Raw genomic sequence first — 14,026 nt, 5'->3', positions numbered from 1 at the left:
GTCAGCTCTTGCTCTCGCTGCCCTCGTCCGGAGCCGGACCTGGCTGCTGATGCGGAGTCGGCACCGGATACGGCTGCTGGCCCGGTTGCGGGGTAGGCGGGTGCGGTGGATACCCCGGTTGCGGGTGCGTGGCCTGTCCCTGCGGCGGCCAACCAGGCGCATACCAGCCGGCGGGCGCACCATAGTTGGTGCCGGGGGGAACCTGTTGCCCACCTTGACCATTGGGTACAGGCCCGTTGGGTACGGGGCCATTCCAACCGGTGGGCACCGGCTGCATCCCGTTGGCGGGTGTGGCTGCGCCCGCTTGCTCGGCGATGGCCTTCTTGAACGCCGGCTCGGGAACCGGCGGCGGCCAGGGTTCACCGCGTTCGATAGCGAGCTCACCCGGGGTCTTGATGGGGGGCTTATCGGAGGGGATGCGGCCGCCGAAGTCGTCGAACATGGTCAGGCGCGGGCGGCGCGGGACATCCTTGAAGATCTCCTCGAGCTCCTTGCGGACCACGGTTTCCTTCTCCAGCAGTTCACCGGCCAACGTGTCCAGCACATCGCGGTGCTCGGTGAGGATGGCCCATGCCTCGGTGTGCGCCGCCTCGATGAGATTGCGGACCTCGTCATCGATATCGCGGGCTACCTCATGCGAGTAATCGGCCTGAGTTCCCATGGTGCGGCCCAGGAAGGGGTCCCCGTGTTCGGTGCCGTACCGCACGGCGCCGAGCTTTGCGCTCATGCCGTACTCGGTGACCATGGCCCGCGCGATCTTGGTGGCCTGCTCGATATCGGATGACGCCCCGGTGGTGGGCTCGCGGAACACCAGCTCCTCGGCTGCGCGGCCACCCATCGCGAAGACCAGCTGCGCGATCATCTCCGAGCGCGTGCGTAATCCCTTGTCTTCCTCCGGAACTGCGATGGCATGCCCGCCGGTGCGGCCGCGGGCCAGGATAGTGACCTTGTAGACGCGTTCGATATCGGGCATCGCCCACGCCGCCAGGGTGTGCCCGGCCTCGTGATAGGCGGTGATCTTCTTCTCGTGCTCGCTGATGATGCGGCCCTTCCGGCGCGGTCCTCCGACCGCCCGGTCGACCGATTCCTCAAGTGCAGCAGCGGTAATCACGGTGCCGTTCTCGCGCGCGGTCAGCAGCGCCGACTCGTTGATGACATTGGCGAGGTCGGCTCCGGACATGCCCACGGTGCGCTTGGCCAGTCCGTCGAAGTCGACGTCGGGACCGAAGGGTTTCCCAGCCGAATGAACCCTGAGCACGGCCTTTCGGCCAGCTAGATCCGGGCTGGACACCGGTATTTGCCGATCGAAGCGGCCCGGACGCAGCAGCGCCGGATCCAGGATGTCGGGGCGGTTGGTGGCCGCGATGAGAATGACGCCCTGTCGCTCGCCGAAGCCGTCCATCTCCACCAGCAGCTGGTTGAGGGTCTGCTCGCGCTCGTCGTGCCCGCCGCCCAGACCGGCACCACGCTGACGTCCAACGGCGTCGATCTCGTCGACGAAGATGATGCAGGGGCTGTTCTGTTTGGCCTGCTCGAACAAATCACGCACCCGCGAAGCGCCCACGCCCACAAACATTTCCACGAAATCCGAACCGGAGATGGTAAAGAACGGCACTCCGGCCTCACCGGCGACCGCGCGGGCCAGCAAGGTCTTACCCGTACCGGGCGGTCCATAGAGCAGCACACCGCGCGGGATCTTCGCGCCGAGCGCCTGATACCGGGACGGGTTCTGCAGGAAATCCTTGATTTCGTAGAGCTCTTCGACGGCCTCGTCCACACCTGCAACATCCGCGAAGGTGGTCTTGGGCATGTCCTTGGTGAGCTGCTTGGCGCGCGATTTACCGAAGCCGAAGCCCATGCCCCGGCCACCGGACTGCATGCGGCTGAACGCGAAGAACAGCACCACCAGCAGGAGGACAGGCAACAGGTACAGCAGTAGCGAGCCCAGGATGCTGCCCTGGTTCACCGTGGTGTTGACGGTCGCACCCTTGCCGTTCAGCTTCTCCAGCAGCGGCACTCCGTACCCGGTGGGGTACTTAGTGATGACCTTGTCTTTACCTTCGGTATCGCCGTTCGCAGACTTGAGGTCCAGCCGTAGCTGCTGCTCGCGGTCGTCGATGCGGGCGCTCTTGACGTTGTCGGTGTCGATCTGCTTGATCGCGACCGTGGTGTCCACGGGCTTGTAACCGCGGGTGTCGTCGCCGAAGTAGAAGAACGACCACCCCAACAGCAGCACCACAACGATGACGCCCAGGGTGCGAAACACGTTTGTCCGGTTCATACAGCGTCGGCCGCTGTCAGCGGCCCGTTCCTTCCGTAGTCATGGGGGAAGTTATAGAGGTACACGATGAACCCTCAGGCTACCTCACCTGCGTTTTCACTTGCCCAGCCCGCATTGCGCGCTCGGCGAAACCGCGGGTGTCGCCGGCGCTAGGTGTTGAAAAGAACAATATGCAGGTAGACCTCGTCGGGTGACCTGAATGTCCTGAGTGATCGCGACGTCATTGCACCGGGCATCGGCGGTCCGGCGATGAATGCCATCGCCGACGGATCCCTCACCTTCTGGAAGCGCGCCGTGAACCTCGAATTCCGCAGAATCGTCTCGACGTCTCTCTCGGTTCAATTCGAAGGACCGAAAGCTAGGGAACACCCAGCTAACAACCCACACAGCACCAACCCCACCAGCGATCGCATAATCCCCTCGATGACCGTCAATTGCCTGGTCAGGCATGCAAGTCGTGATCTTGTTCACGGTACTATCGCCCGAGCCTCACGAACGCGGGCACCAGGTCTGCGTGCGGCCTAGAACGAAGAGGTCCAGTCATGTCTGGTCGCCACAGTGAACGCAATCGCAAGAGACAACGCTCGGGTAGATCGAGTCTGCCGAAGTGGATTGCGCTGGCGGTGATCGCCATCCTGCTGAGCGGGCTCGGGGTATTCGCCTATAAGACGCTGTCCGACCGGTGCGGCGATATCAATACCTTCACCGTCACCGCTGACCCTGCCATCGCACCCGTCATATCGACAGTGGTTGACGACGCGAGCGCGAAGGAACTCGGCTGCGCAAAACTCATCGTGGACGCGAAGGCCTCAGCAGCGACGGCCGCGACGATCGGCAAGCCCAGCGGTGCGCCCGCATTGTGGCTCCCCGATTCGTCGATCTGGCTCGTGAAGCAGCTGCGGACCACCGGGTCCCCACTGGATTCGGCAAGCCAATCAGTGGCCAGAACCCCTGTCGTGGTGGCGGCCAAGCAAGGAGAGGCCCCGACGTTTGATTCGTGGCTGAGCGTGCTGAAACAGCCCGGCCTCCGGGTCGGCAATCCGCTCGATGACACCGTCGCGGCCGGTCCCGTGCTGGGCGCCCTCGCCGAGGCCGAACAGGGAAAGAGCGATCCCAACGCGATCACCGCGGCGCTCGTTCCCATCGCGCAGGCGCAGCTGACCAACACCAGACAGAGCAGCGCCGAGGAACGTCTGGGAGAGGTCGCCAAGGCCGGCGGCCTGGCGGTGTCGACCGAGCAACAGCTGGTCGACTACAACGCCAAACACCCGGACGCGAAACTCGTCGCCGTCGTACCCGCGACCGGCACCCCAACCCTGAACTATCCAATTGCGGTCACCGAATCCGCTAACGATCAACACGCCAAGGCCAAGCACTCCGGGGAGGCCCTCGCAGAGCGTCTCTCCGGCAGCAACGGTGCAAATGCCTTGGCGGGCGCCGGATTCCGGGGGCCCGACTTCACGCCGCTAGACGGCAAGGGCGTGGGCACGGTGGAGACGCTCACCGTCAACGACCTGACGGCATTCGACACGGCAATGCGCCGATATGCGGTGCTGGCCTTACCTTCCCGGATGCTTGCCGTACTCGACGTGTCAGGCTCGATGCGGGCGCCCGCAGGGCCGGTGACGCGTGTCGCGCTGTTGAGCCAGGCGATCGACAACGGACTTCCGCTATTCCCCGAGAACGCGCAGATCGGGTTGTGGGTGTTCTCGATCGACAAGGGTGGGCCGGGCCAGGACTGGCGAGAACTGCAGCCCATCCGACCTCTCAGCGAGAAGGTGGGCGACAGGCCCCAACGCCAGCTCCTCCTCGATGACGGCCGGGGTCTGGATTCCCTCGTGGGTGGTGGAACCGGTTTGTATGACACCACTCTCGCGGCATTCCGGAAGGTCCAGTCCACGTACAACCCCCACGCCATCAACAGCGTCGTGATCATCACCGACGGCACGAATGAGGATCCGAACGGTATCTCGCTGGATCGGCTGCTCGCCACATTGAAGAAGGAACAGGACCCGGCACGGCCCGTCGTGCTCATCACGCTCGGTATCACCGAGGACGCGGATGCCGATGTCCTCAAACAGATTTCGGAATCCACCCCCGGTGGTGCCAGCCGAGTGGCACGCAGCGCCGACGAGATCCCCAATATCGTTACCGACCTCATCAGGGCTCGGACCGCCGCACGCTAAACGAAGACGGCCTCGGGCTCAGGCGGGTTCGCGAGCAGGGTTGGCAACACGAAAACCCTGACATAGCGCCGAACCTGCTCGGGGTTATCGGTACCCGGGATCAATCCAAGCAACAACGACAGCGCGACGGACAGCACATAGCGCGCCGCGTCCTCGGGTCGCACGCCCTGACGCACCTCCGACATGCGAGTGCTGAAAACCCCCGCATACATCGACGTCAACAGGTCAATGAGGTTCGGGGCGTTGACAATCAGCGATGCGACAGTGCCGCGATCGTCGCGGTCCGCGAGCACCCGCAGCAGGGGGTTGGCGCCAACTTCTACCGAAACGATCACCATTGACTCGGGGATGATCTCGGCGAGGTCATTCAAGACGATGAGCCGGCCGATCATCTTGGCGATCTCATTCATGGTCGCTCGCACCACAAGCGCATCCATGAGTTCGTCACGATTTCGGAAGTGTCGGTAGATGACAGCCCGGCTATATCCCGCGTCCCGCGCGATGGCGTCCATCGTGGATGCGCCGTACCCACGCTCGATGAACAGCCGCTCTGCGGCATCAAGAAGCTGAGCTTGCGCCTGCTGTGCGGTGTTTCCGCCACCTGGAGGCCTACCGCGGCCCCGGGGAGCCTTGCTCTCGCCTGCACTCGTGCGAGCCATCGACCGCAGCCTCCTGACACCATATATTGACACTTCTCGCTAGATGCCTATTATCAAGACTGCGACGATCTCGACCCGGCATCAACCGGAAAGGCCCGAGTCTATATGCCCAACAACCCCGCAGACCTCGATGAATACTCAAATCCGAGTGGATCCGTACCGGATCAAGTGACGTGGACGCCCTGGCTCAAAGCCTGGCGCATGCTGTTCAGCTCGAAGTACCACGGCGATATCTACGAGGCATTTCTCGGGATGGAAGCCCCGGTCCTCGCGCGTGCGTACTACCAGGTACGGTCGCACCCGAACGGCCGCGCGTTGTTCCAGAAGAAGCCCGATCTACTTGCGGTGCTTGGCGACGAGAAATACCTCGCCTCGCTACCGTTCGGCAGTCTCGGGCACGCCTACCTGTCGTTTTTGCATACCAACAAGCTCGACGCAGGAGTGTTCGGCGAGGCCGACATCATCAGACCGATCGCCGAGAAGAACAACTGGGACGACGACTTTTACTACATGATCATTCGGGGCACAGCCCTGCACGACCTGTTTCACACCATCGGCGGCTACGGTCCCGATATCGCAGGCGAGATGGCCAACATCGGATTCCATTGCGGACAAATGGAACCCGCTGGCCCGCTGGAGAAGCTAGGGATGTTCGGAGCACTCACCCTGCCCGGCGGATCGGTGTCATTCAAGCTTCGCTACTACCGCCAAGCGGTGGAACGCGGCCGTCGCGCCGACCTGCTGATGGCAGCCCCCTGGGAAGCGCTACTCGACAAGCCGTACCGCGAAGTCCAGGAGATACTCGGCGTGAGCTCGGTCGAGGTGGCTCATCCACAAGGCAGATGGACCACCGAGTGGACACCACCGAGCATCACACCGCCGACTCCGTGGAACTACGAGCAGATTCTGGCCGCCGGGCCCGTGGCTGCCTGAACATTCATCGACTCAACACAATTCGACCGCGAAGGCCGGCGACGGAACCGACGGTGTCCCTGTGTCCAGCAGACCCTCACCACCTGGCCGCGCGACGGTGAACTCCATCGATCCAGTGTGACCGACGATCCTGGTCCCTGGTCGGCGATTGCGCGTTGTGGTTTAGTGGCCCAGAAGCAACAACGCTGTTGGCCACCCCAGAAGGTGAGATGCACCCATGACCGACACCGCCGTCGACATCCGGGAACGTGACATCGCAACGAACGGGGTGCGCCTGCGCACTCTTGAGGCAGGTGAACCCGGGCAGCCGGTAGTCGTTCTGGCCCATGGCTTCCCCGAGCTGGCATACTCCTGGCGTCACCAGATTCCAACGCTCGCCGCCGCCGGATATCACGTCATCGCTCCCGATCAGCGGGGTTACGGCGGGTCGAGTGCGCCCGAGCACATCGATGACTACAACATCGAGGCGCTATCCGATGATCTGCTCGGAATCCTCGATGATGTGGGTGCCAGCAAGGCGACGCTCGTCGGACACGATTGGGGTGCCGTCGTCACCTGGCATACCGCGCTCGCGGTCCCCGAACGCGTCGAGGGTGTCGCGGGTCTGTCGGTCCCCTTCACCCGACGCAGCCAGGTCGCGCCCACCCAGGCATGGAAAAAGCTGTTCGGCGACAACTTCTTCTACATCCTGTACTTCCAGGAACCCGGCGTCGCCGACGCCGAGCTGAATCGTGATCCGGCAGCGACGATGCGATGCATGTTGGCGGGCATGGCCCATATCGACGGCGCCACGATGATTGCCCCCGGCCCGGCCGGATTCATCGAGCGCATGACAGCACCAGAGCAGCTTCCCGGATGGCTCAGCGAAGCTGAATTAGACCACTACACAGCAGAATTCGCCAGCACAGGCTTTACCGGCGGGCTGAACTGGTACCGGAATTTCGATCGCAACTGGGCACTCACCCAGCATCTGGTGGGCGCGGATGTCGTTGTGCCGTCGTTATTCATCGCGGGTACCGCCGATCCCGTACTCGGCTTCACCGACCACGCCGGGAGCCTGAAACACCGCATCGATAACCGGGGCGACATCATGATCGAGGGCGCGGGGCACTGGATTCAGCAGGAGCGGCCGCAGGAAGTCAATGCCGCACTGCTGGAGTTCCTGCGGCAGGTGGCGCAATGACCCCCCTTCGTTTTGGCGCCTTCATCACACCGTTTCACCCTGTGGGCCAGAATCCCACCACCGCATTGGAATACGACCTGGACCGGGTGGTAGCGCTGGACCGGCTCGGTTACCACGAAGCCTGGTTCGGTGAACACCACTCCGGCGGATACGAATTGATCTCCTGTCCCGAGGTTTTCATCGCCACCGCCGCCGAGCGCACCAAGCACATCAGGCTGGGCACCGGGGTGGTATCGCTGCCGTACCACCACCCGCTCATGGTGGTGGACCGCTGGATACTGCTCGATCACATCACCAGGGGCCGGGTTATCTTCGGCACCGGGCCGGGGGCATTGCCCACCGACGCCTACATGATGGGTATCGATCCGGTGGATCAGCGACAGATGCAGGAGGAGTCGCTCGAAGCGATCCTAGCATTGTTGCGCGCGTCCCCGGATGAACGCATCAACCGCGAAACCTCGTGGTTCACACTGCGCGACGCGCAACTTCAGCTGCGTCCCTATACCTATCCCCATCCGGAAATCCTTACTGCCGCCATGTTTTCGCCCTCGGGTCCCCGTCTGGCCGGAAAACTGGGCGCTGGCCTCCTATCTCTGTCGGCGTCGATCCCGGGCGGGTTCGCGGCGCTCGAGAATGCCTGGGAGGTGGTGCGTGAGCAGGCCGCAGGCCATGGGCATCCCGAGCCCGATCGGTCCAGCTGGCGGGTGCTCGGCATCATGCATCTCGCCGAGACGCGCGAGCAGGCGATCGAGGACTGCACCTACGGGTTGCCCGATTACGCCCATTATTTCGGCGCTGTCGGTGTGCTCCCCCTCGCGAACGAGGTCGACGGCGCACCACTCGATCCGCGGGAATTCGTCAAGTCCTATGTAGAACAAGGGAACTGTTGCATCGGGACGCCCGATGACGCGATCGAATACATCCAGGATCTGCTCGACAAATCGGGCGGCTTCGGCACCTTCCTGATGCTCGGCCACGATTGGGCACGCCCGGAGGCGACGTTCAAGTCCTATGAACTGTTTGCCCGCAAGGTAATTCCACATTTCACCGGCCAGCTGACCGCGGCCAAGGTCTCGCACGACTGGGCGCAGGCCAAGCGCGAGAAGCTGCTGGGGCGGGCCAGCGAGGCAGTCGCGAAAGCCATCGGCCAACACATGGCGGAAAGGTCATGATGCGAGCATCGGTACTGCGCAACGGCGCAATGGTCTATCGCGACGATGTCCCCGAACCGGTACCGGGTGAAGGCCAGGTGCTCGTGAAGGTCTCCGCGTGCGGAATCTGCGGATCCGACCTGCATTTCGCCAGACACGGCGCACTGGCCCTCGAACTGTCCAAACAGATGTCGGGCGTGCCCAGCCTGACGGACGGCGTCGACCTGGCGACCGACGTGTTCATGGGGCACGAGTTCGCCGCAGAGGTGATCGAAGCCGGACCGGGGACGGTGGCTCCCGCCCCCGGCACCGCGGTGACCTCGATTCCGATCCTGCTATCCGCCAAGGGTATCGAGCCGATCGTGTACAGCAACAGCACTCTTGGCGGCTACTCCGAGCAGATGCTGCTGAGTGCACCCCTGCTGCTGCCCATCCCCAACGGGCTCGATCCCAGGCACGCGGCCTTGACCGAACCGATGGCGGTCGGTCTGCACGCCGTCAACAAATCGGGTATCCAGCCGGGTACCGGAGCGATCGTCATCGGATGCGGCCCCATCGGAGCGGCGGTGATAGCCGCCCTCAACAACCTCGGTATCGAGCCGATCGTCGCCGCCGACTTCTCCCCTGCCCGACGCGATCTGGCACGGCTCATGGGGGCACACGAGGTCGTCGACCCCGCCGCCGAACCCACCTTCGAGGCCTGGTCCCGGGTTAGCAAGGGCTGGATGTCGCCGACTTCGCGGCTCCAGGGCGCACCGGTGATCTTCGAAGCCGTCGGGGTGCCGGGCATCCTCAACGACGTGTTGCGCGACGCACCGCATAGCTCCCGGGTGGTGGTCGTGGGCGTCTGCATGGAGGCCGATGCCATCACCCCCTACTTCGGGATCGCGAAGGAAGTTGCAATCCAATTCGTACTCGCCTACGACCCCTCGGAGTTCTCCGAGACGCTGCGGCGAATCGCTCACGGCGAGATCGATGTTGCGCCACTCGTCACCGGTGAGGTAGGTCTGGAAGATGTCGGATCGGCATTTGCCGATCTCGGCGATCCGGAGCGCCACTGCAAGATTCTGGTGGTGCCCTAAAAGGTCGGGGAGGACAGGAAGTGACATGCAGGTACTGAGACGGAAAGCACTAACTCGAGCGACCGCGGTCGCGGTAACGGCGGCAATGGCCGTGCTGCTCGCAGGCTGCGGCGACGACTCCGACGCAAGCCCAGAGTCCACCCGGAATGTCACCGTCATCGGCAAGGGCGAGGTCAAGGGTGCACCCGATGTGCTGCGCGCCGACGTGGGCGTATCGGTGACCGCCAAGGACGTGTCCGGCGCGCTGTCGCAGGCCAGTGAGAAGGCCCAGGCCGTCATCGACGCCGTCGTAGGGGCCGGAGTGGCCCGCGAGGACGTACAGACCAACGAGCTGTCCATCCAACCCGAACAGACCTATCCGCAAGGCGGTGCACCACGTATCACCGGCTACAACGCCACCAATTCGGTGCGCATAAGCGTCCGCGACCTCAAGAAGGCCTCGGAGGTACTGGACAAGGCGGTGCAGGCCGGTGGTGACTCCGCGCGGCTGTCCGGCGTCACCTTCGATCTTGATAACGATGCCGACCTGGTGAAGGGTGCGCGGGAGCGTGCCTTCAACGATGCCAAGGCCCGCGCCGAGCAGTACGCCGGCCTGTCGGGATCCAAGCTGGGCAAGGTGCTGCGGATCGATGAATCACACGGGTCGGTGCCGCCCCCGGCACCGATGATGGGCAAGCGGGCACCCATGCAGGCGGACGCCTCATTCGCCCCTCCACTGGAACCGGGCCAGCAGACCGTGACGTTTGAAGTAAGCGTCATCTGGGAGCTGAACTAGACCATGGGCGACATCACGGTTGTCGGCCGGGGCGAGGCCAGCGGTAGTCCCGACGTGTTCATGGCCACCGTCGGGGTGTCGGTGCGATCGCGCCGCATCTCGGGGGTGATGGCCGATGTAAAGGCCAAGGCCCGCGCGGTGATCGATGCGGTGCTCGATTCAGGGGTGGCCGCAGAGGATGTCCGAACCGCCTGGATGTCGGTGCACCCGCAGTTCGACGGCAACCGGATAACCGGTTACGCCGCGGACAATTCGGTGCGGATCACCGTCCGTGACCTCTCCAAGGTGTCCGATGTGCTGGACAAGGCCGTCACCGCCGGAGGCGAGGCCGCGCAGCTATCCGGGGTGAGCTTCGACCTGCAGGACAGCACCGATCTCTCCACACAGGCACGGATGCGCGCATTCGCCGATGCCAGGGCGCGGGCCCAGCAGTACGCCACTCTCTCCGGCGGCTCCCTTGGGAAGGTGCTGCGCATCGATGAGACCGGCGGACACTCGGCGTCGCATCCCAGACCTGAATTCATGGCTCTGCGGGCGGGCGGCGGCCCCCCGGTGGAGGCGGGTCAGCAGACCGTCACTGCCGAAATCACCGTGGTGTGGGAGCTGCAATGAGCACCCACGGAAGGGCGTCAGACGCAGTTAGTCCATGTAGACGCGCGGGTGCAGGGTGCCGATGAAGGGCAGGTCGCGGTAACGCTCGCCGTAATCCAGCCCGTAACCGACCACAAACTCGTTAGGGATCTCGAATCCGACGAGGGCAACGTCGACGTCGACCTTCTTGGCCTCGGGCTTCCGCAGCAGCGAGCACACGTTGAGCGAACGCGGGCCGCGTGAGGCCAGGTTGCGCATGAGCCAGCTCAGGGTGAGGCCGGAGTCGATGATGTCCTCGACGATCAGCACGTCCAAATCTTGGATGTCCCGGTCCAGGTCCTTGAGAATGCGCACCACCCCGGAGGACGATGTTGCCGAGCCATAGGAACTGACGGCCATGAACTCCATCTGAGTGGGGATCGAGATAGCCCTGGCCAAATCCGAGACGAACATGACGGCACCCTTGAGCACGGTCACCAGCAGTAGGTCACCCTCGATATCGCGGTACTTCTCGCCAATCGCGGCGCCGAGCTCCTGGGTCCGCGTACGAATCTGCTCCTCAGTGAGGAGCACCGATTTCACATCACCGCTGTATTGCTCGCCGCATGCCTGTTGCTGTTCGCAGCTCACGACCGACAGCGTGCCATGGAGGACGTTGCCTATCCAAGCCGGAGGAGTTGGCTAGTGACTTTGTTTACGAAATAGGCCAATATGGAAACGTGAGCAATGACGCTTACGGGGTAGGCGAAAAGACAGAGTCCCGCGATATCCGCGTGGTCGTAATCGGGGCGGGCATGTCCGGGCTGTGCATGGCCTCCACGCTCCGGCACCGGGGTATCACCAACTTCACCGTGTACGAGAAGGCCGACGAGGTCGGCGGGACCTGGCGGGACAACACGTACCCGGGCCTGCAGTGCGATGTGCCCTCGCGCTACTACTCGTACTCCTTCGCCCCGAACCCCGGTTGGAGTAAAGGATTCTCGCCCGGGTCGGAGATCCATCAGTATTTCGTCAGGTTCGCCGACGAACAGGATGTGCGCAGGAACATTCGTTTCGGCGCCGCCGTCACCCGCGCCGAATGGGTGGATGGGCCCGGCCATCCCCACTGGGAGCTGGAACTTTCCGACGGCGGCCGTGACACCGCCGACGTCGTGGTGAGTGCCACCGGGGTGCTGCATCTGCCGCGCCTGCCGGATATCGAAGGATTGCAGAGCTTTACCGGGCCGTGTTTCCACTCGGCACGCTGGGACCACTCGGTGTCCTACGCCGGAAAACGGGTCGGCCTGATCGGAACGGGATCCTCGGGGGTCCAGATCATCAGCGCGCTCGCCGACGACGTGCAGAGCCTTTCGGTCTTCCAGCGCTCGGCGCAGTGGGTCGCACCCGTACCCAACTTCACGTACTCGACCATGTCGAAGTCCATCTGGTCGCGCGTTCGCATCCTGAACAGACTCTCGTATCGGATGTGGCGCTTCTACTTTGAACGCGGCGTGGGCGGATCAGTGGTGAATCCGGGAGCGCGGCGACGGCTCATTCAGGGATTTGTGCGGGCCTCACATCGACTGCTCATCCGCGACCCAGAACTGCGCGCGAAGCTACATCCCGATTACGAGCCGCTGTGCCGTCGATTGGTGATGTCGGTGCCGTTCTTCAAGGCGGTCCAGCGGCCGAATGTCTCGGTGCTCACCGACGGTATCGACCGGATCGTTCCGCAGGGTGTGATCACCACGGACGGAGTTCTGCACGAACTCGATATCCTAGTGTGTGCCACTGGTTTTGACGCGCACTCGTACTTGCGCCCCATGGAGATGATCGGGCGCGACGGGCTCAAGCTGAGCGATGTGTGGAGTGACGGACCGCGCGCCTACCGTGCCGTCGGGCTTGCCGGATTTCCGAACTTCTTCCTCTTGATCGGGCCGAACAGCCCGATCGGGAACAACTCACTCATCTCGATCGCCGAAACCCAGGTGAAGTTCGCGATGCACTGGATCGACGAGATCCGTTCCGGCCGAGTTCAATCGGTGGCGCCGACGGCAAAGGCGGCCGAGACCTTCAACGCCGAGGTACGCCGGGCGATGCCCAACACCGTGTGGTCCACCGGATGCGATAGCTGGTACCTCGGCGCCGACGGAGTGCCGGAGCTGTGGCCATGGCCTCCCGTTGAGTACCGCCGTACGCTCGCGTCACCGATACGCGAGGACTTCGCGATCACCTAGCTTCCGATTTCGCGAGCAGACACTTATTGCACAGAAACGTCAGGTGACGCGTGCACTATGCGTCTGCTCGCGGAAGAACGGGGTGGACGGATAGAACCAGTTCGTCGCCTAACCTGGACGCCACCAGTCGCTGGTAGCGCAGGTCGGCACCCACCGCGACTCCACCTTGGCCGCGCCACTGCACCACGAGGGCGTCGACCGCGCGAATCTGGATGTCATTCAGGTCCTGCGCACCACCGGTCAGCAGCCAGAGTCTGATTACCCGTCGACGCACAGCGGGCGCCAGGCTCAGGAGGGCTGAAATCGCCAGAGACTCCGAGCCGGGGAAAGCAGCCCGCGCCTGTGCGTCGAGTACATCCCCGTCTTCTTGTAGCGATGCCGCGGTCCGGGAGAGCGCCTCAGCGACACCGCCACCAAGCACCTGCTCCAACAGCGGCAGCACCTCGTGCCGCAGGCGCACCCTGACGAACCGCGCGTCCACGTTGTGTGGGTCTTCCCATGGGGTGAGCCCCAATTCATCACACGCGGCGCGCGTCTCGGTTCGCCGAATGTCGAGAAGGGGACGGCCCCATGGATCGTCCCAGGGACGCATCCCGGCGATCGAACGCCCACCGGATCCTCGTCCGAGTCCCAGCAGCACTGTTTCGGCTTGATCATCGAGAGTATGGGCAAGAAGTACCGGTAGCACACCCCGTGCCTGATCGAGTGCCGTATACCGGGCGGTGCGGGCGGCCGCTTCGAGCCCGCCCGCACCATCGACGGTCACCGAAAGTACCGACGCCTCAAAACATCCCAGAGCCAGCGCCTGGTTCCGCGCTTGGGCTGCCACCTCAGCCGACTCCTGCTGCAGCCCATGGTCGACGATGAGCGCGGTCACCACCCAGCCCTGTGCAACGGCTGCGGCCGCGAGTGCCAACGAATCCGCGCCACCCGAAAGCGCGACAGCCACCTCCGTCACACCCGGAAGAT

General features: G+C 63.8%; 12 protein-coding genes. 8 read left to right on the top strand and 4 right to left on the bottom strand.

Annotation, left to right across the window (positions count from 1 at the left end; all coding sequences use genetic code 11):
• Nucleotide 1: 1 nt before the first annotated feature.
• Nucleotides 2-2,281: an ATP-dependent zinc metalloprotease FtsH gene (ftsH, locus tag MLB1_RS15800; RefSeq protein ID WP_180750752.1), complete on the bottom strand. Its 2,280-nt coding sequence runs from the start codon at nucleotides 2,279-2,281 to the stop codon at nucleotides 2-4.
• 617 nt (nucleotides 2,282-2,898) lie between these two features.
• Here ftsH and MLB1_RS15795 point away from each other — a divergent pair.
• The gene (locus MLB1_RS15795; RefSeq protein WP_255485988.1) at nucleotides 2,899-4,467 is read left to right on the top strand and encodes a substrate-binding domain-containing protein; all 1,569 of its coding nucleotides are present in this window, start codon (nucleotides 2,899-2,901) and stop codon (nucleotides 4,465-4,467) included.
• Here MLB1_RS15795 and MLB1_RS15790 read toward each other — a convergent pair.
• On the bottom strand, nucleotides 4,464-5,126 hold the full coding sequence (locus MLB1_RS15790) for a helix-turn-helix domain-containing protein (RefSeq protein WP_180750750.1): 663 nt from the start codon (nucleotides 5,124-5,126) through the stop codon (nucleotides 4,464-4,466). The genes MLB1_RS15795 and MLB1_RS15790 overlap by 4 nt on opposite strands.
• A 105-nt stretch (nucleotides 5,127-5,231) precedes the next feature.
• On the opposite strand from MLB1_RS15790, the gene MLB1_RS15785 reads away from it, so the two are divergent.
• The 6 genes from MLB1_RS15785 (at nucleotide 5,232) to MLB1_RS15760 (ending at nucleotide 10,862) form a co-directional block, all read left to right on the top strand.
• Nucleotides 5,232-6,059: a Coq4 family protein gene (locus tag MLB1_RS15785; RefSeq protein ID WP_180750749.1), complete on the top strand. Its 828-nt coding sequence runs from the start codon at nucleotides 5,232-5,234 to the stop codon at nucleotides 6,057-6,059.
• Between the two features lie 217 nt (nucleotides 6,060-6,276).
• Complete coding sequence (locus tag MLB1_RS15780) at nucleotides 6,277-7,242, top strand: alpha/beta fold hydrolase (protein ID WP_180750748.1); 966 nt, start codon at nucleotides 6,277-6,279, stop codon at nucleotides 7,240-7,242.
• Nucleotides 7,239-8,414 carry an LLM class flavin-dependent oxidoreductase gene (locus tag MLB1_RS15775; RefSeq protein ID WP_180750747.1) on the top strand — a complete coding sequence of 392 codons (1,176 nt, stop codon included), beginning with the start codon at nucleotides 7,239-7,241 and terminating at the stop codon, nucleotides 8,412-8,414. The genes MLB1_RS15780 and MLB1_RS15775 overlap by 4 nt, the downstream gene beginning before the upstream one ends.
• A complete protein-coding gene (locus MLB1_RS15770) occupies nucleotides 8,414-9,475 on the top strand; it encodes a zinc-binding dehydrogenase (RefSeq protein WP_180750865.1) in 1,062 nt (353 codons plus the stop codon). The genes MLB1_RS15775 and MLB1_RS15770 overlap by 1 nt, the downstream gene beginning before the upstream one ends.
• A gap of 25 nt (nucleotides 9,476-9,500) precedes the next feature.
• Nucleotides 9,501-10,250, top strand: a complete 750-nt coding sequence (locus tag MLB1_RS15765; protein WP_180750746.1) for an SIMPL domain-containing protein — start codon at nucleotides 9,501-9,503, stop codon at nucleotides 10,248-10,250.
• A 3-nt stretch (nucleotides 10,251-10,253) separates the two neighbouring features.
• Complete coding sequence (locus MLB1_RS15760) at nucleotides 10,254-10,862, top strand: SIMPL domain-containing protein (protein ID WP_180750745.1); 609 nt, start codon at nucleotides 10,254-10,256, stop codon at nucleotides 10,860-10,862.
• 27 nt (nucleotides 10,863-10,889) lie between these two features.
• Here MLB1_RS15760 and hpt read toward each other — a convergent pair whose 3' ends face one another.
• Nucleotides 10,890-11,471, bottom strand: coding sequence for a hypoxanthine phosphoribosyltransferase (gene hpt, locus MLB1_RS15755; RefSeq protein WP_180750744.1), 582 nt, complete (start codon nucleotides 11,469-11,471; stop codon nucleotides 10,890-10,892).
• A gap of 89 nt (nucleotides 11,472-11,560) precedes the next feature.
• Here hpt and MLB1_RS15750 point away from each other — a divergent pair, with 89 nt between their 5' ends.
• Complete coding sequence (locus tag MLB1_RS15750) at nucleotides 11,561-13,057, top strand: NAD(P)/FAD-dependent oxidoreductase (RefSeq protein WP_180750743.1); 1,497 nt, start codon at nucleotides 11,561-11,563, stop codon at nucleotides 13,055-13,057.
• A 55-nt stretch (nucleotides 13,058-13,112) separates the two neighbouring features.
• Here MLB1_RS15750 and tilS read toward each other — a convergent pair whose 3' ends face one another.
• Nucleotides 13,113-14,006 (bottom strand): tRNA lysidine(34) synthetase TilS, encoded by an 894-nt coding sequence (gene tilS, locus MLB1_RS15745; RefSeq protein ID WP_180750864.1) that lies wholly within the window; start codon nucleotides 14,004-14,006, stop codon nucleotides 13,113-13,115.
• Between the last annotated feature and the right edge of the window lie 20 nt (nucleotides 14,007-14,026).

It is taken from the genome of Mycobacteroides sp. LB1 (assembly GCF_013449725.1).
Classification (GTDB): Bacteria; Actinomycetota; Actinomycetes; order Mycobacteriales; family Mycobacteriaceae; genus Mycobacterium.
This window is presented reverse-complemented; position numbering and strand designations above follow the sequence as displayed.